Annotated in this window: 15 protein-coding genes; 4 read left to right on the top strand and 11 right to left on the bottom strand. The window is 73.9% G+C overall.

Annotated elements, in window-relative coordinates; all coding sequences use genetic code 11:
- The first annotated feature begins 263 nt into the window (after window positions 1–263).
- The gene (locus tag DZA62_RS18885; protein ID WP_116950461.1) at window positions 264–683 is read left to right on the top strand and encodes a hypothetical protein; all 420 of its coding nucleotides are present in this window, start codon (window positions 264–266) and stop codon (window positions 681–683) included.
- Window positions 684–803: 120 nt separating this feature from the next.
- On the opposite strand, the gene DZA62_RS18880 is transcribed toward DZA62_RS18885, so the two are convergent.
- Genes DZA62_RS18880 through DZA62_RS18850 form a run of 7 tightly spaced genes read right to left on the bottom strand, consistent with a single transcriptional unit; the run spans window position 804 to window position 8,951 of the window.
- Entirely contained in the window at window positions 804–1,955 is a 1,152-nt protein-coding gene (locus tag DZA62_RS18880; RefSeq protein ID WP_116950460.1) for a PA2928 family protein, read from the bottom strand.
- The gene (locus DZA62_RS18875; protein ID WP_157987763.1) at window positions 1,955–2,941 is read right to left on the bottom strand and encodes a PA2928 family protein; all 987 of its coding nucleotides are present in this window, start codon (window positions 2,939–2,941) and stop codon (window positions 1,955–1,957) included. Before DZA62_RS18875 ends, DZA62_RS18880 begins: the two co-directional genes overlap by 1 nt.
- Window positions 2,938–3,759 carry a hypothetical protein gene (locus tag DZA62_RS18870; protein ID WP_116950458.1) on the bottom strand — a complete coding sequence of 274 codons (822 nt, stop codon included), beginning with the start codon at window positions 3,757–3,759 and terminating at the stop codon, window positions 2,938–2,940. Before DZA62_RS18870 ends, DZA62_RS18875 begins: the two co-directional genes overlap by 4 nt.
- A gap of 35 nt (window positions 3,760–3,794) precedes the next feature.
- Entirely contained in the window at window positions 3,795–5,078 is a 1,284-nt protein-coding gene (locus tag DZA62_RS18865) for a CHAT domain-containing protein (RefSeq protein ID WP_116950457.1), read from the bottom strand.
- A complete protein-coding gene (locus tag DZA62_RS18860) occupies window positions 5,072–6,634 on the bottom strand; it encodes a hypothetical protein (RefSeq protein WP_116950456.1) in 1,563 nt (520 codons plus the stop codon). The genes DZA62_RS18865 and DZA62_RS18860 overlap by 7 nt, the downstream gene beginning before the upstream one ends.
- Complete coding sequence (locus tag DZA62_RS18855) at window positions 6,631–7,659, bottom strand: hypothetical protein (protein WP_116950455.1); 1,029 nt, start codon at window positions 7,657–7,659, stop codon at window positions 6,631–6,633. Before DZA62_RS18855 ends, DZA62_RS18860 begins: the two co-directional genes overlap by 4 nt.
- The gene (locus DZA62_RS18850; RefSeq protein WP_116950454.1) at window positions 7,656–8,951 is read right to left on the bottom strand and encodes a hypothetical protein; all 1,296 of its coding nucleotides are present in this window, start codon (window positions 8,949–8,951) and stop codon (window positions 7,656–7,658) included. Before DZA62_RS18850 ends, DZA62_RS18855 begins: the two co-directional genes overlap by 4 nt.
- 98 nt (window positions 8,952–9,049) lie before the next feature.
- Between DZA62_RS18850 and DZA62_RS18845 the strand changes: the two genes are divergently transcribed.
- Window positions 9,050–9,751 carry a DUF4191 domain-containing protein gene (locus tag DZA62_RS18845; RefSeq protein WP_116950453.1) on the top strand — a complete coding sequence of 234 codons (702 nt, stop codon included), beginning with the start codon at window positions 9,050–9,052 and terminating at the stop codon, window positions 9,749–9,751.
- Between the two features lie 49 nt (window positions 9,752–9,800).
- The gene (locus DZA62_RS18840) at window positions 9,801–11,090 is read left to right on the top strand and encodes a serpin family protein (protein WP_157987762.1); all 1,290 of its coding nucleotides are present in this window, start codon (window positions 9,801–9,803) and stop codon (window positions 11,088–11,090) included.
- Between the two features lie 29 nt (window positions 11,091–11,119).
- Here the strand turns inward: DZA62_RS18840 and DZA62_RS18835 are convergent, their stop codons facing one another.
- Entirely contained in the window at window positions 11,120–11,539 is a 420-nt protein-coding gene (locus DZA62_RS18835) for an RDD family protein (protein WP_116950451.1), read from the bottom strand.
- Window positions 11,540–11,740: 201 nt separating this feature from the next.
- On the opposite strand from DZA62_RS18835, the gene glnA reads away from it, so the two are divergent.
- The gene (gene glnA, locus DZA62_RS18830; protein WP_116950450.1) at window positions 11,741–13,165 is read left to right on the top strand and encodes a type I glutamate--ammonia ligase; all 1,425 of its coding nucleotides are present in this window, start codon (window positions 11,741–11,743) and stop codon (window positions 13,163–13,165) included.
- 63 nt (window positions 13,166–13,228) lie between these two features.
- Here the strand turns inward: glnA and DZA62_RS18825 are convergent, their stop codons facing one another.
- The 3 genes from DZA62_RS18825 to DZA62_RS36420 form a co-directional block, all read right to left on the bottom strand.
- Complete coding sequence (locus tag DZA62_RS18825; RefSeq protein WP_116950449.1) at window positions 13,229–15,307, bottom strand: FUSC family protein; 2,079 nt, start codon at window positions 15,305–15,307, stop codon at window positions 13,229–13,231.
- 125 nt (window positions 15,308–15,432) lie between these two features.
- Window positions 15,433–15,915, bottom strand: a complete 483-nt coding sequence (locus tag DZA62_RS18820; RefSeq protein WP_116950448.1) for a nucleoside deaminase — start codon at window positions 15,913–15,915, stop codon at window positions 15,433–15,435.
- 22 nt (window positions 15,916–15,937) lie between these two features.
- Window positions 15,938–16,087 carry a hypothetical protein gene (locus DZA62_RS36420; RefSeq protein WP_198663947.1) on the bottom strand — a complete coding sequence of 50 codons (150 nt, stop codon included), beginning with the start codon at window positions 16,085–16,087 and terminating at the stop codon, window positions 15,938–15,940.
- Between the last annotated feature and the right edge of the window lies 1 nt (window position 16,088).

The raw sequence follows: 16,088 nt of genomic DNA, 5'->3' as shown, positions 1-16,088 counted from the left end.
CGGCGACCCGGCGGCGGCCTGGCGGCGAGCATCGACCGACGGCCCGGCCCCGTCGGCACGGCGCCCGCACCCGCCCGACCTGTCCGATTTCGAGACCTTCACCCGGCTGCTGCCGCGGCGTGGCGAGTACCTGGCGATGCCGGTGCTGTACGGCATCGGCGGCGTGTTCTGCGTCGCCGTGGGCCTGCACCTGATGCGCTATCAGCGGCCACTCGACCCGTTCGACGACACGGTGCCGGGCTGGCTGGGGCTGATCGCGTTACGTGCGCGGCAAGCGCGACCACCCGCGCTACCTGAGGGAGCTGTTCGTCCGGATCAACCGCGACGGCACCATGGTCCAGACGTTCCTGAGCACCCTGCGGTTGGAGGCCCACGAGGGCACCGACCCGTCCAGGATCGCCGTCGAGACCCGGGTCGGCGACGCCCAGGCGGGACGGCTGTTCGCCGCCTTCCACGACTGGCTGGACGGACTGCGGCACGACGGCGACGCGACGAAGGCCGTGCGCGAGCGTTTCGGCAGCCGCCGAGTGCTGCCGGCCACCGAGCTGTTCGGCCCCGAGGCGGAGGGCGGCTACCTCCTCCGTGCCACGGCCATCAGCCAGTGTCTGGTCCTGCTGCCCGAGACCGCCGACGACGGCATCGAATTCGGCTCGGTCGAACCACTCTTCTATCTGCCGTGGTGACGTCGTTCCCTACGGTTCGGGCCGTGCCGCTGACACATCTGGGTGCCCGTGAGCACTGGCAAGATTCCAGCCGGCTCTGGCGCTGAACACGTTCGACTCCCAGTACGACCGCCGAGCCTCTCAGAGCCCGAACCAGCCCTTCTCCGCCACGACGATGTCGCGGACGGCGCCGTCGGTACCGACGATCACCACGTGGTCGGTCGGCCACGGGCCGCCAGGCGAGCCGAACGGTCCTTCCCAGTCGGCCTCGACGACCAGCACGACCTCGCCGGACGGGGCGGTGGAGGCCACAGCGACGCCGCCGCGCACGTCGAGGGTGGCGGTGATGGCGCCGGTCCGCACGTCGACCACGGTGAGCCGCCGGCTCTCCTCGTCGTTGGGGCCGGCGCTGCTCTGGACGACGACGTGCCCGCCGGCGAGGCCCGCGGTCGTCAGGACCGCCTCCTCGCCGGGTTCGACGATGTCGTACGGCCAGTCGACACCGGCGCAGGCCCGCTCCGGCGGCAGCCGCGGAACGACCTCCTGGACCAGCCCGGCGTCGTGGAAGTCGACCGGCGACAGCTCGCGCCGCACCCCGTCCTCGACGACGTGCAGCCGCGTGGTCGCCAGACCGGCCGGCGTGCCGTCCGGCGGCACCAGCCCGACGTCACGGGTCTCGGTCACCGCACGGGTCACGTCGTAGGTGATGGGCGCGGCCCCTCCTTCGCGGCCGAGCTGGCACCCCCACGTGTCCTGGGTGGCGTCGTCGGCGGCGACCGCGGCGACCTCGTCGAGTGGGAACTGACGGGTCTCGCCCTCATCGGTCGCGAACAGCACGGCCTCGCGTCGCGGGTCGTACACGTAGTTGTCCCAGCGGCCGTGCGGCACCTCGTCGCCGAGCCCGTCGACGTCCTCGTCGCGCGCCACGGTGTCGCCGTCGTCCAGTTCGATGATCGCCACACCGAACGTGTGCCGCACGTACACGTACCGCTCACCGGCCGCGACGACGACCGGCTCCCAGGTCGCGTCCGGCAGCTTCGCATCCCACACCGTGTCGCCGGTCGCGACGTCGATGGCCAGGACGCCCGAGGACAGGCCGCCGGGGCGCAGGCCGGGCATGCCGTCGTCGTCGTAGCCGACCAGCGCGACGGCGCGCCCGTCGATGGTGGTGAGGAACGGCGGACCGGCGATGGACGCGGTGGTCCGGATCACGAAGCCGGGCACGACGTACGCGCCGAGGACGAGCACGACGATCATCACGGCCATCGCGGCCGCACCCAGGCGCCGGCGCATCAGAACCACCGCATCCCGGGCGCGCCGACCACGAACTCGGTGAAGCCGCCGGCGGTCGCGACCACGAGCAGCCCGGTGTACTCGTCGTTCTCGGTGAGGATCAGCACCCGGTCGCCGGGCGCGTTCACCACCTGCCGCAGCGTCCCGGGCAGCCGATAGGTGTGCGCCGGTTCGTACGTCTCCGGGTCGACGATCGACAACCTCGAGTGCGGGTGCTCCAGCGCCTCCAGGACGAGGAACCCGGACCCGGCCGCGACGCCGTAGCGGTCGGCGCCGGTGTCGAGCAGGTAGAAGTCGGTCCGGGTGGCCCAGGTGTTGAGGTCGATCGAGCTGCCGTCCGCCGCGAGGGCGCTCTTCGACGTCGTGCCTGGCTGGTTGCCGTACAGGTCGCGGACGGTGCCGGTGTTCAGAACATCGCGCCAGCGGGTGACGGCGTCGGCGCCGGCCGGCTCGGCCGTCGTCGTCCCGACCGGTACCGCGAGCACCTCGCCGCCCGACGTCAGGGTGACGACGGCGTTCGTGGCGGCGTCGTAGTCGTACGCGGTGAGCGAGGCCAGGTAGGCCGCACCGAGGCCGTCGATGCCGTCGTCGCGGGCCACGACGCCGCCGTCGTCCAGGTCGACGATCACCAGGCCGTCGTCGGTGGTGACGTACGCGTACCCGTCGCCGGCGGCCAGCACGCCGGCCTCGATGCCCGGGTAGGCGGTGGAGATCTCACGGTCCCAGAGGTGCTCGCCGGTGCCGAGATCGATGGCCGCGACCCGGATGGTGACCTCCCGCGAGAAGGCCCACAGGATCCGGCCCATCGCCCCGCCCGCCTCGTGCTCGTACGCGACGACGGCGACGTCCCGGCCGTCGACGGTGGTGACCGCGAGGTCCAGCGACGGCCGGGTGGGGCCGTCCACCCCGCCGGCGGCGAGGGCGGCGACACCGGCGCCCGCAGCGGCGACGACCAGCGCGAGGATGACGAGCAACCGGCGCCTCATCCACCACCCCCTCCCCCGCCGTCGCCCGAGGGCCGGCGGTACTCCTCGACTCGCGGGTCGAACTCGACCGGCACGGTGGCGTCCAGCTCGACCAGCACGTCGGTGTCGTCGGGAGCGACGGGGTCGGTGTGCACCCAGAGCCGGGCTCCCGGCAACGGCACCCGCTCGGGCTCGGTCACCAGCCGGGCCGTCACCCGCCGCTCCCCCGCATAGCCGGTGACGACCTCGAACTCCGGCTGCGCCCCTCCCGCCCAGGTCTTCAGGAACCGCACCGACTCCAGGACGCCGTCGACGCGTCGTCCGCGGGCCCGCAGCTCGCGCATGCGCTCCTGCCTGCGCAGCGCGCCCCGCGTCAGCACGATCGCGCGGCCGATCAGGATCACCCCGGCGAGCGCGACCGAACCCGGGATGGCGGCGGCGATCAGCACCGGGAGGTTCGAGCCGTGGTCGGACCAGGCGTACCCGAGCGGCGCCGTGAGCGTGGCGCCGAACCCCAGCAGGCCGATGCCCAGCATCATCCGCGTCCCGACACTCGGCCGGCCGGTCAGCCGCTCACCGAGCGCGTTGACGACGAGCGCCGCGGCCAGCACGACCACGATCGGTGGCCCGGCGCGCAGGGCGACGTAGCCGAACCCGTGCCCCCTTGCGATCAGCACGAAGAGCACCACGAGCGCGACCGGGACGGTGGCCAGCAGGACCAGGCCGGCGAGGACGAGCAACGTCCAGGCTCCGGCGCCGCCGCGCGGCCGTTCCCGCACGACGTGGTCGCCGGTGTCGTGGACGGAGAACACGACGTCGGAGTATTCGGAGTCGGCCATGAGCCCGACGTTGTCAGGCGCGCCGTGCCTACCGATCACGGGTTCGGCCGGGGCGTCGGCGTGGGCGCGTACGCCGTCGAGAAGGCGCCCCAGAACAGCGGAGAACAGGACGGGTCGCCGCTCCGCCACCAGCGGGCGGCGCGGTCGCGTTGCCAGGCGGCCAGGGCCGCGACCGGATCGGCCGCCTCGTGCGCGTCGTTCACCGCGACGACGGCGCCGGCCAGGCCGCCGCCGGGGAGGGCGGCGTCGGTCGGCAGCGCCCAGCGCGCGGCCGTCACGTACTCGGCCCCGGTCTGCACCATCGCCGTCACCAGCCCGGACGGCTCGGCGAACCGGGCGTCGCCACCGCTCTCGCAGGCGATCATCGCGACCCGGTTCGGCAGCCGCCACGGCCGGGGTGCGTCCGTCCGGTGCCCGAACGCGAGATCCGCGGCGGTGAGCGGCCGGTGCGCGCCGATCGGCGCCGCCCGGCCGGATGCCGACGCCGGACAGGACAGGTGCAGCGCGGCGCCGAGCCCGTGCTCGGCCGTCGTCACGTGCCCGACGTAGAGGAACCGGGCAGCGGTGGCGAGCTCGGCCTCCAGCAGGTCGCGGTCGAGGTCGCCGCGCCGGAACGCGTCCGACACCGTCGCGGCGGACGGGCGCAGCCGCGGGCCGAGCGCGGCGGCCATCGCGGCCAGCGCGGAGCCGGACTCGACCGGGCCGAGCACCGAGCCGAGCGCGGAGCCGTCCGGGACACCCGGGACGCGTGGGTCCAGCGCCGCGGCTACCGGGCCGGCGCGATCCCACGGCGCGACCCGCCGGCCGGTCGCGTTGCGCACCGTCGCCGGGGTCAGCACGGACACGTCAACGAGGTCGGCGAAGCGCTCCCCCGCGTCGCCGGGCAGCGCCTCCCACGGCACCTGGGCGGTCGACGGCGACGGCTGGATCCGCAGGTGCGGGCGCGCGCCGCGGGCACCCAGCTCGTTCAGCTCGGCCGTCAGGTGGAACGGCAGCAGCGTCTGCGCCAGCCGGGTCGTCAGCGCGTGCTCGCGCTCGCGGTCGAGCAGCGCGCCGCCCAGGGCGCGGCCGAGTGCGCCCTCCGGATCCTCGCCGGGCAGCGGCGACGGCAGCGCCCGCGCGAGATCGTCGAGGCCGGGCCGGAGCCGCCCCCGATCGAGCGCCATGACCCGCGGCTCGCCGGGCGCATGCTCCCAACGCCACGACACGTACAGGTCGCCCGCATCGACCAGCTTCACCTGCACCACCGGCCGCGCGGCGTTGTCGAGACCGTCGAGGACCCGCAGGTCGACGGCGGGACGGCGGCGCAGCCTCACCATGCCGGCACCACCTCGGCGGAGCGCACCGGGAACCCGTAGCGTTCCTCGGCGGCGTCGATGAACCCGTCCAGCACCCCGCCGCCGGACGGCAGCATCCGCAGGCGAGGCGGCAGTGCCAGCCGGTCAGGGTCCGGCGCGACGAAGCCGGGGCCCTCGGTCGCGGCGTCGGTGAGCGCGGCCCACGCGTGCTCGGCGAACGCATCGTCGGCGTCGAGCAGCCGGTGCGACTCGGCGGATGGCGTCAGAGTGGCCGACGCGGCCGCGTGTTCGACCAGTTCGAACGCGAGCTGCGTCCATCCCAGCTTGGTGACCAGCTCGAACGCCAGCGTCAGCGCGGGCGCGGCGACGGTGCCGGCCCATCGCTCGCGCACCGGGCCGGCCGCGAAGCCGTACCGGATCGCGTCGGTGGCGAGCGCGGCGGGCAGCGCAAGCCCCAGCGCGGCCTCGCGGCGCCGGGTGCGCTCCTTCCGGCGCGGTGTGATGCGAGTGGAGGCGGCGACGATCATCGCCCGGCGGACGTCGACGCGGGCCACCTCGTGCCGCAGGCTCAGCCGTTCGCACCGCTCGCGGGCGGCCAGATAGACCCCCTCGCCCGCGGCGAAGCCCTGGACGACGGTCGTGAGATCGCCCTGCAGCAGCAGGCACTCGGTCAGCTGCGCGGCGTCGCCGGCGTCGGACAGCACCGTGACGGCGGCGGACAGCCACCGCTGTGCGGCGCCCGGCCGCCCGCGGCGCAGCGCGACCGCCGCACGCCCGACCTGGCAGCCGGCGACGTCGAGGATGCGGCCGAGCCGCTGGTACGCCTCCTGCGCCGCGGTGAAGCCGCCCTCGGCCGCGGCGAGGTCGCCGCGGCGCAGCGCCTGCCGGGCCAGGTTCTCCCGCGCGAGGGCATGGGCGGCGGCGTCGCCGGTCAGCGAGTGCAGCTCGGCGGCCAGGCCGAGCTGCTGGGCGGCGGCGTCGTCATCGCCGAGGCGGGTGGCCAGCGCCGCGAGGTTGGCGTGCGCGTGCCCGGCGAGGCCCGGCTCGCGCTCCTGGGCGACGGCGAGCGCATGGTGCAGCGCCGCCTCGGCCTCCTGGGCCCGGCCCAGGCTCAGCAACGAGACGCCACGGCTGTTGTGCAGCGCGAAGACGAGCACGGCCGGAGGTTCGCCGGTCGGGTCGGCGGCGGCCGCGGCGGCGTCGAGGTCGCGCAACGCGTCCGTGCTCCGGCCCAGGCGCTCCAGTGTCTGCGCCCGGTTGACCAGCGTGGCGGCCCGGGTGGTGGCGCCGCCCACGGCGAGGCTCTCGTCGGCCAGGGTCAGCGCGGCGGCGAGATCGCCGCGGTCGTCCGCGGCCATCGCCAGCAGGTGCAGCGCCCGGGCGCGCAGGTCGCGGCCCTCGCCGTCGTCGCACCCCTCGGTCGCGTGGCGCAGCTCGGCGAGGATCGCCTCGGCCCCCGCGACACGGCCGGCGGCCAGCTCGGCCGCGGCGTCGTCGAGACGGCGGCCGAGAGCCTGCCACCGCGGGCCGTAGGGCGCGGCCGGGCGGAGACCGACCCGGGTGTCCTGGCCGGTCACGGTGCCGCCTGGCCGGCCGCGCGCTCGGTGCGCGTGGCGTGCGTCGCGCTCAGCCGGGCCCGGGCGGCGGCGACGATCGCCGTCCGTCGGGCGGCGTCCTCCGGGTGGACCTGATCGGGTGCGTCGGCCACGGCGGGTGCGTAGACGACCGCGGCCCACTCGGCGGCCGGCAGCAGCAACGCGGCCGCCGGGATCGGAGCGGTCCCGGTGAACCGGTCGTCGCGGACCGGCTCGAGCGGCACCTCGACCGGGCCGAACCGGGCCCGCAGCGTTGCGGTGCGCGCCCGCGGGTCGGGCGCGGCCGGCACCGAGACGTCCACGACGGTGTGGTCGCCGGTGCGGCGGATGGTCCAACCCGCCTCGGCAGCCGCGTCGACAACACCCGGCGGGACCGCCGCCCAGCTGACCTGCGTCGACCCTCGCGCCACCAGCACACCGGCGCCGTCGCCGCGGCCACCGGCCGCGAGTGCGAGCCCGGCCCGGCCCGGCGTGCCGGCCGCGGCGGGCAGCGCGACGCCGTAGTCCTCCGCGACGGCGGCCAGCTCGGCCGCCAGCTCGGGGTGCTGGTGCGGCATCGCGGCGGCGGCGAGGGCCCGCTCGACCGCTTCGTCGTCGTCGAGCAGGTGCTCGACCGCCGCGGCCGCGACCGCGCGCTCGGCCCGCAGCAGGTCCTGATCCAGCGCCGGCACCCCGGCGAGCGCCGACGCGGGCCACCACGCCTCGGCCCAGGCGAGGTGCGCGAGAGTGCGGACGGCCTCGACGATCCGCTGGTCGGCGGGCGCGGCCGCGACGTCGGCACCGGCCTGCGTCGCGGCCGGGACCGCCGCGGCGACGTCGGCACCGTAGAGCTCCCAGAGCCAGCCGGCGGCACGGCCGACGTCGTGGATCGTCGCGGACGGCAGTGCCGCGGGGTCGACGACGTCCCAGGTCAGCAGGGCGCCGGCGGCCTCGGCCAAGGCCGTCCGCTCCGGGTGGCGCGGTGCCGGCCCGACCGTCACGCCGTCTGCGGCCCGGGTGACGATCACGACCGCGTCTCCGTGGCCGCACGTGACAGCGCCGACCGCAGCCGGTCGCGCTGGTCGAGGATCACCGAGCGCAGCACACCGTCGAGCAGGTCCCAGCACAACCCGGAATCGACATCCTGGCCACGCAGTTCGCGGCCGTGCAGCCGGACCCAGAGGCGACGCAGGTAGACGGCCCGGACGCCACGGACCTCGGCGCGCAGCTCGTCCGGGACGACGGCGGCCTCGGCCTGCGGCAGCCGCAGCACCCGATGCACGTACGCCTCGCGCCGCCAGCGCGACCGGAGCCGGGACCGCGCGTCATCGGCCGCCCGGCGGACGTCGGAGTCGTCGAGCGCCGGGGCGGCGGCGCGGCCCAGCGCCAGGACGACGCGTCCGGGCTCCCCGGCCAGCTGCCACGGCCGTGCGGACCGGCCGATCTCGGCGCGGACCGACTCGGCGACGTCGCCCTCGATCGCATGACCCGTCGCGGCCCCGGCGAACAGCCGCTCCAGGATCGAGCGGTCGAACGGCTTCGGCAGCCGCCGCTTCGACGCGGCGTCGCCGAGCCCCGGCCGCTCGACACTCGTCCGGTCGGTCAGCCCATGCTCGCGGGCCGAACCGGGCGGCTCCAGGTGGGCGGCGTCGCGGCTGCCGTGCCGGCCGTCGACGAGCGCCGCCCAGGCCTGCTCGTCCGGAGCGGTGGCGCACGTCGCCAGCAGGTCGTCGAGCTGTCTCGGCGGTTCCGGCGCGGCGCCGAGAGGCTCACGATCACTCCACGCCGCGTCCAGCAGCCGGGCCAGTTCCTCGGCGTGCGCGGGATCGACGACGTGCGCGCGCACCGCGGCGGCCGTCACCCGCCCGGTCGCGGCGCGGGCCTCGGCGACGACGGCGTCGGCCAGTTCGGCGGCACGCGGGACGTCGTCGGGGTGCCCGTGCTGATGGGCCAGTTCGTAGCAGTGCTGGAAGTGGCGGTCCTGCGGATTGCCATCGGTGACGCCCGCCCGTCGCCTGGCCTGCTTGACCAGCAGGAACCAGGCGGCCGTGGCCGTCAGAACCGGTCCGGCGGCGGAGATGCGCGCGGTGAGGTCCGCCGCGTCGCCCGCCGCGATGGTGGTGCCCGCGAACCGCGGGTTGAGCACCGGGCGCAGCACGAGCGGATCGAGGATCAGCCGGACCGTGCGGACCAGCGGGCGCCCGGAGGCGTTGCCGAGCGGCGCGACACCTGGTCCGAGCAGCGCCCACGCCTGCGCCAGTAGCTGACCGCGCGACACCCTGGCGGCCGCGTCGAGGGTCGTCCCGCCGCGGCTGCTCACGGTGTCCGATTCTACCGATCGCGCGTTCGCCGACCTCGGCGTTCACCCACCCACCGGCGGGTCGGGAGGCGGGCGCGGCAGGAAGTACTCTTCTCCCCATGGCACGCAACGACGACGAGGGGACGCCCGAGAAGACCGGGCGCATCGCGCAGATCCGCCAGACCTACAAGATGGCTCGGCGGTCCGACCGCTGGGTCGGCTGGATCACCCTGGGCATCCTGCTCGGCGTCATCGCGCTCGCGGTCGTCGTCGGCATCTTCGTCGGGCCGCTGTGGCTGTGGATCGTCCTCGGCCTGCCCATCGCGCTGCTGGGCGCCGCCATCGTGTTCGGGCGGCGGGCCGAGCGGGCCGCGTACTCCCAGATCGAGGGTCAGCCCGGCGCCGCCGCGGCCGCGCTCGGCACCCTGCGCCGCGGCTGGGACACCACCCCCATGGTGGGCGCCAACCGCCACCAGGACGTCGTCCACCGTGCCGTCGGCCGGCCCGGCATCGTGCTGATCGGTGAGGGCGCCGTCCCCGGCCGGGTCGCCAACCTGCTCGCGCAGGAGAAGAAGCGGCACAACCGCGTCGCGCCGGACATGCCGGTCATCGAGGTCATCGTCGGGCGCGAGGAGGGCCAGGTGTCGCTCCCCCGCCTCACCCGGCACCTCAACAAGCTGCCGAAGAACATCCGCCCGGCCGAGGTGACGGAGCTGCGGGCGCGGCTGCGCGCGCTGGGCAGCACGCCCATCGGCATCCCGAAGGGGCCGCTCCCGAAGGGCGCCCGCATCCCGCGCGGGACCCAGATGCCGGGCCGCTGACCCGGCCACGGGTGCCGAACCGAATCACCGCGCCACGCGTCCAATGAGCATGCGTGGACGATCTTGGACCGGCCTGCCCGCGCGGGTGCTGCTCGTCGCCGCTGTCGTCGTCGCGGCCTCGGGTTGCGGCGGCGACGTTGACATGGCCCGCTCAGAGGCGTCGCGCGAGGAGGCGACCGTCGCCGACGCCCAGGTCGCCGGCGACATCGTGCGTACCCTGGCGGCGGAACTGTACGCGTCGCTGGCCAGCGGCGACGACGGCAACCTCGTCTACTCGCCGGCGAGCATCGCGGTAGCCCTGGGCATGCTGCGCGCGGGCGCGACCGGTGCGTCGGCCGATCAGCTCGACGCGCTTCTCGGCACGACCGGCCCGGACCAGCTGCATCCGGCGTTGAACGCGTTCGAGCAGGCCCTGGACGCACGCTCGGGCGAACGCGACAACGCCGACGGCGAGAGCGCCGACGTGGCGCTGTCGTCGGCCAACTCGCTCTGGGCGCAGGACGGCGCGCAGTGGGAGACGCCGTTCCTGGACACCCTGGCCCGCTTCTACGACACCGGCGTGCGCCAGGTCGACTTCGCCGACGCGGCGGCCGCGCGCGACTCCATCAACGGCTGGGTGGCCGACAACACCGAGGACAAGATCGGCGAGCTGATCCCACCCGTCGCGTTCAGCGACGCCACGAAGCTGGTGCTCGTCAACGCGCTCTACGCGAAGGCGCCGTGGGACACCGCGTTCCACGATGCGGGTGCGAACGACTTCACCACGATCGACGGCGACGTGCGGCAGGCCCCGGCGATGAGCCTGGCGACGACGTTCCCCTACCAGGCCGGCGATGGATGGCAGGCGGTCACCATCCCGTACGCCGGTCGCGAGCTGGCGATGACGCTGCTGGTGCCCGACGCGGGCGCGTTCGCGGCCGTCGAGGGCCGACTCGACGGCGAGCTCCTCGGCGCCGTGCTCGGCAACACGCAGACCGCCCAGGTCGACCTCCAGCTGCCGAAGTTCGGCCTGCGCACCGCGACGACTCTCTCCGACACCCTGGCCACCCTCGGCGTGACCGCGCCGTTCGATCCGCTGACCACCGATTTCGCCCCCATGAGCACGGATCCCGACATCGTTCCGCTGACCGTCGGCGAGGTCCGGCACGAGGCCACCATCACCGTGGACGAGGAGGGCACCGAGGCGGCCGCCGCGACCTCCGTCGAGGTGGGGCAGGGGTCCGCACCGGTCGACGGCCCCGTCGAGCTGACCGTCGATCGCCCCTTCGTCTTCGTGCTGCACGACGTCGAGACCGCCACGCCGTTGTTCGTCGGGCGGGTCACCGACCCGCTGGCATGAGCCCGCGGAGACAAGCGTCGCGACGCCGTTCAACGGCCGTTGACGACCACCGTGTTGGACGCGAGGTCATGCAGGCCGCGGCCGTCGCGGGTGAACACCAGCGGCGGGATGATCAGCGCGATCATCAACGTCCGCACCGCGGCGATCAGCGGGCTGATGCGCCGTCCGCCCAGGTGGGCGACCCGCAGCCCGAGCATCAGCTGACCGAGACTGCCACCCGCCAGCGTGGTCGACGCCACCACCAGCAGGTACCAGCAGATCAGCGGCAGCCAGAACACCCCGCTCTGCGCGTCCCACACCCCGGAGTCGCCGCCGGTGAGGATGAACGCGACGAGGTTGCCGGCCAGCCAGTCCAGCAGCAACGCGGCGAAGCGCCGGCCCCACCCGGCCGCCGAGCCGGGGCCGTGGTCGGGCAGCTGGAGGTCGAAGGACGACCGGTCGGAACTCACCCTGTGAGCCTAGGGGGTGCCCGGGGACTGACGGAGACCGCCTCCGCGACCCGCCTCACATCGCACGTAACACTGGTGAAACACTTGGGACACCGCCGGGAAATCCCAGGAACCTAGCGTCCGAGCAACGAGGGTAATACGGTCAACGCCGACCGTCGACGGATGCGGAGACTGCGCCGCCGAGGCGCGAAGGAGATGCGGATGTTCACCAACCCGGACGAGCTGTTGAAGTTCGTCAAGGACGAGGGCGTCGAGTTCATCGATGTCCGCTTCTGCGACCTGCCAGGCGTCATGCAGCACTTCAACGTGCCGGCCTCGGCCTTCGACGCCGACGCGATCGCCGAGGGCCTGATGTTCGACGGCTCCTCGATCCGCGGCTTCCAGGCCATCCACGAGTCCGACATGAAGCTGATCGCGGACCCCGCGACGGCATTCGTCGACCCGTTCCGCAAGGCCAAGACCCTCGCGCTGAACTTCTCCATCGTCGACCCCTTCACCGGTGAGCCGTACAGCCGCGACCCGCGCAACATCGCGGCCAAGGCCGAGGCCTACCTCGCCAGCTCCGGCATCGCCGACACCGTCTACTTCGGCCCCGAGGCGGAGTTCTACGTCTTCGACGACGTCCGCTTCGAGACCAAGCAGAACGCCGGCTACTACTACATCGACTCCATCGAAGGCGCCTGGAACACCGGCCGCGTCGAGGAGGGTGGCAACCGCGGCTACAAGACGCGGTACAAGGGCGGCTACTTCCCCGTCCCGCCGGTCGACCACTACGCCGACCTGCGCGACGACATGGTGAAGGCGCTGACCGGTGTCGGCATCGAGATCGAGCGGGCCCACCACGAGGTCGGCACCGCCGGCCAGGCCGAGATCAACTACAAGTTCGACACCCTGAAGCACGCCGGCGACCGCCTGATGCTGTTCAAGTACATCATCAAGAACATCGCCTGGGACGCCGGCAAGACGGCCACGTTCATGCCGAAGCCGCTGTTCGGCGACAACGGCTCGGGCATGCACTGCCACCAGTCGCTCTGGAAGAACGGCGACCCGCTGTTCTACGACGAGCTCGGCTACGGCGGCCTGTCCGACCTCGCCCGCTGGTACATCGGCGGCCTCATCAAGCACGCCGACTCGCTGCTGGCCTGGACCAACCCGACGGTGAACTCGTACCACCGCCTGGTGCCGGGCTTCGAGGCGCCGGTCAACCTGGTCTACTCCCAGCGCAACCGGTCGGCGGCGGTCCGCATCCCCGTCACCGGCACGTCGCCGAAGGCCAAGCGCATCGAGTTCCGCGTTCCGGACCCGTCCAGCAACCCGTACCTGGCCTTCTCCGCCATGCTCATGGCCGGCGTCGACGGCATCCGCAACAAGATCGAGCCGCCGGAGCCGGTCGACAAGGACCTGTACGAGCTGCCGCCCGAGGAGCACGCCAACATCGCGACGGTCCCGTCGTCGCTCGGCGAGGCCCTCGACGCGCTGGAGTCCGACCACGACTACCTGCTCGAGGGTGGCGTCTTCACCGACGACCTGGTCGAGACCTGGATCGACTGGAAGCGCACCAACGAGATCGACCCGATCCGGCTGCGTCCGCACCCGCACGAGTTCGAGCTCTACTTCGACATCTGATCGCAGGGCACATCCCCTGACGGGAGCCGCCGGCCGCCTGCCTCGAGGCGCGGCCGGCGGCTCTCAATCATTATTGGGGCCGGTGTCCTCAGCCGGCGCCGGCACCACCCGGGCGAGGTCGTGGGTGACGCCGCCGAGCCAGAGTTCGATGTCGACGACCCAGGCGTTGGGGACGCCGGCGAATCGCGTGTCGCCCTGCGGCGGCATGGTCGGTATCGGCTTGCGCAACGCCGCCGCCAGGTCGTCACAAGCGCGCTCCACCCGCCTTGCGTCCGCGGTCACCGACTCGGCCCATGGCGCCACGGTCCCCGGCGCACACCGCGCCAGCAAGGTCTCGGCACCCTGCACGACGTGCAGGCCGGCGACGACCGCGGCATGCCAGTCCACCGCCGACAACCGCGGATCGGGTCGCTCGGTCTGATACATGCCATAGGACGCGTCGGCGAGCAGCATGGCGTACCTGGCCCGAGCCAGCGCGCCATCCGCGGGTACGCGTGCGGCCAGCACCGACACCGTCTCCCTGACGGTGTCACCTGCGGCGACCAGGAAGTCGGCGGTCGCGCCTCGCAGCTCGCCCGCGCTGCCGCGGGGCCAGGCCATGACGCCGGCGAGCATGCCGACGGCCGCACCGACGAACACGTCGACCACTCGTACCTCGGCCAGCTGCCAGCTGGCCGGAGCGAGCTGCACGAAGGCCATCGCGAGCACCAGCGTGAAGAGAACCTGAACCCAGACCGGCCCCAGGATGGCACCGACCGCGAAGGCCACCAGCATCGTGGGCGGCAGCGCGATCGCGTACACCTCGAGGTCGGGTCCGACGACGACGAGGAGCGCCGCCGCCGCCACGCCGCCGACAAGCGTTCCGATGACGACCGGTCGCAGGGCGGTCCGGGTGTCGGCGGCTCGGCTGCGCATCAGGGTGAGAGTGGCGAGCAGCACCCAGAATCCGTGCTGGAGGTCCAGTGCGCCGGCGACCAGGCGCGCCGCCGCCAGCGCCAGGGCCACTCGAACAGCGCCCTGGAAGAAGACCGAGCGCGGGGTCAGGTGGGCCCGCAGCCGTCGCAACCACAGTGCGGGGTTGCTCTCCCGGGCAAACCAGAAGCGGTCGACGCCGTCCGGCACCACCAGGCGGCCACCCCGGGTCAGGCGTACTGCTGTGCCGAGCACCCACATCCCGTCGGCCGCGGTCAGGACGAGCCCGTCTGCGCGTAGCGCGCGCGGGTCGCCGTCGCCTTTCTCCCAGCGGGCCTGCTGCAGCTCCCTGATCGCCCTGGCGAGGCCGTCGGTGTCCGGTGCCGCGCCACCGGTGAGGCTGCGGGCGCTGGACCACGTGGTGGCGATCGCCCGGGTCAGCAGCGCGGAGGCAGCGGGGGTGAGCGAGCCCGGACCGGCCGGAGTTCGGTTCAGTTCGGACAGACGGGCCAGCGTGAAGCCCAGCGTCTGGGCGGCCTGACTGCGAGCGCGGTCGCGGCGGCCCGGCGCGATCGGGCGCAGCTCCGGCGGCAGCCGGGACGGGCGCAGCGCGTCGACGGCCCCCCGCGCGGACTGCTCTGCCGCTGCGCTGCTCGCGGTGAAGAGTGCCTGCGCATAGCCCGCGACCCGTGAGCAGGCTCTCGCCAGCCGCGGGTCGTATCCCTCGGGCGTGCGGTCCGGCCACAACAGCAGCTCCGCCAGCGCGAGGAGCACGATGCCGACGCAGACCCCGATCAGCCGGGAGCCGATGGTGTCGGGTGCATAGGGCGGGAAGCAGGGCAAGATGTAGAACAGCTGCAGGCCCGCCGCCAGGCCGACGAGGCGTGGTCCGCCGACACCGGCGAAGGCGACGCTGAACCCGACCACCAGCATGCCGGCGACGGCCGCCCAGGTGCTCACCGCGAGCGCCGTTCCGATCAGGATCAGCAGCGCCGCCACCGGCAGCACCGCCAGCAAGGTGCGCGCCCGCTGGGCAGCCGATCCGGCCACCTGCGACAGTGCTCCCAAGGACACGGAGCCGAACAGTGCATAGATCGCCATGACGTCGTCGTTCAGGCCGTACCGGCAGCCGTAGAAGCCGACGCAGGCGACGAGGGCCACCCTGGCTGCCTGGCGCACAGCGTGCAGGCCGGGATCGCGGCGCGCCAACCAGGACGTGGCCCCCTCCATGCCCCATGGTAGGGCGGGCCACCCCGGTCGAGGGGTGCCGACCGCGCCCTGGAGACTCCTTCGGCGTGGTGACGGCCTGGTGACGGTGCGGTGACGGCCGCCGGCGGTTCCGGTCCGGGCGAGGCTCAGCGGCGCGCGGCCCGCTCGTGGACGGCGCGCATCCGCTCGTCGAACGGCGGCACCGGGCCGACGACCTCGATGCCCGTCACCACGTCGGTGATCGGCAACGCCCGCACGGGTGCCGCCGGCAGTCCCCACGCGGCGCGCCAGCCGGCCAGCTGGGCGCTCGACGCGGCGAAGACGATGCGACCCAGACCGGCCCACCCGTGGGCGGCCGCACACATCGGGCAGTGCTCCCCCGAGGTGTAGACCGTGGCGCCGGCCCGCTCGGCCGGCGGCAGGTGCTGAGCGGCCCACTGGGCCAGGGCCAGCTCCGGATGGGCGGTCGGGTCGGAGGCGGTCGTCTCGTGGTTGTGATCCTCGGCCAATATGGCGCCGTCAGCGCTCACCAGCACCGACCCGAACGGGTCGTCGCCGGCGGCGAGCGCGGCCTCGGCCAGCTCGACACACCGTTCCAGGAACGCGGAATGCTCGCCAGCGAGCGTCATCAGGGCAACCTCTCGACGATGGTCAGCTGTTCCGTTTGAGCCAACCCCACGCCGAGGTGGCCAGGAACAGGACCACGCCGATGAAGAACAGCCAGAGCAGGCCCTTGATGACCAGCCCCAGGACCGAGATGACCAGCCAGGCCACGAGCAGGATCAGAATGATTCCCCACATG

Origin of the sequence: Jiangella endophytica, from assembly GCF_003427025.1 — a bacterium.
GTDB classification, from domain to species: Bacteria; Actinomycetota; Actinomycetes; order Jiangellales; family Jiangellaceae; genus Jiangella; species Jiangella endophytica.
This window is presented reverse-complemented; position numbering and strand designations above follow the sequence as displayed.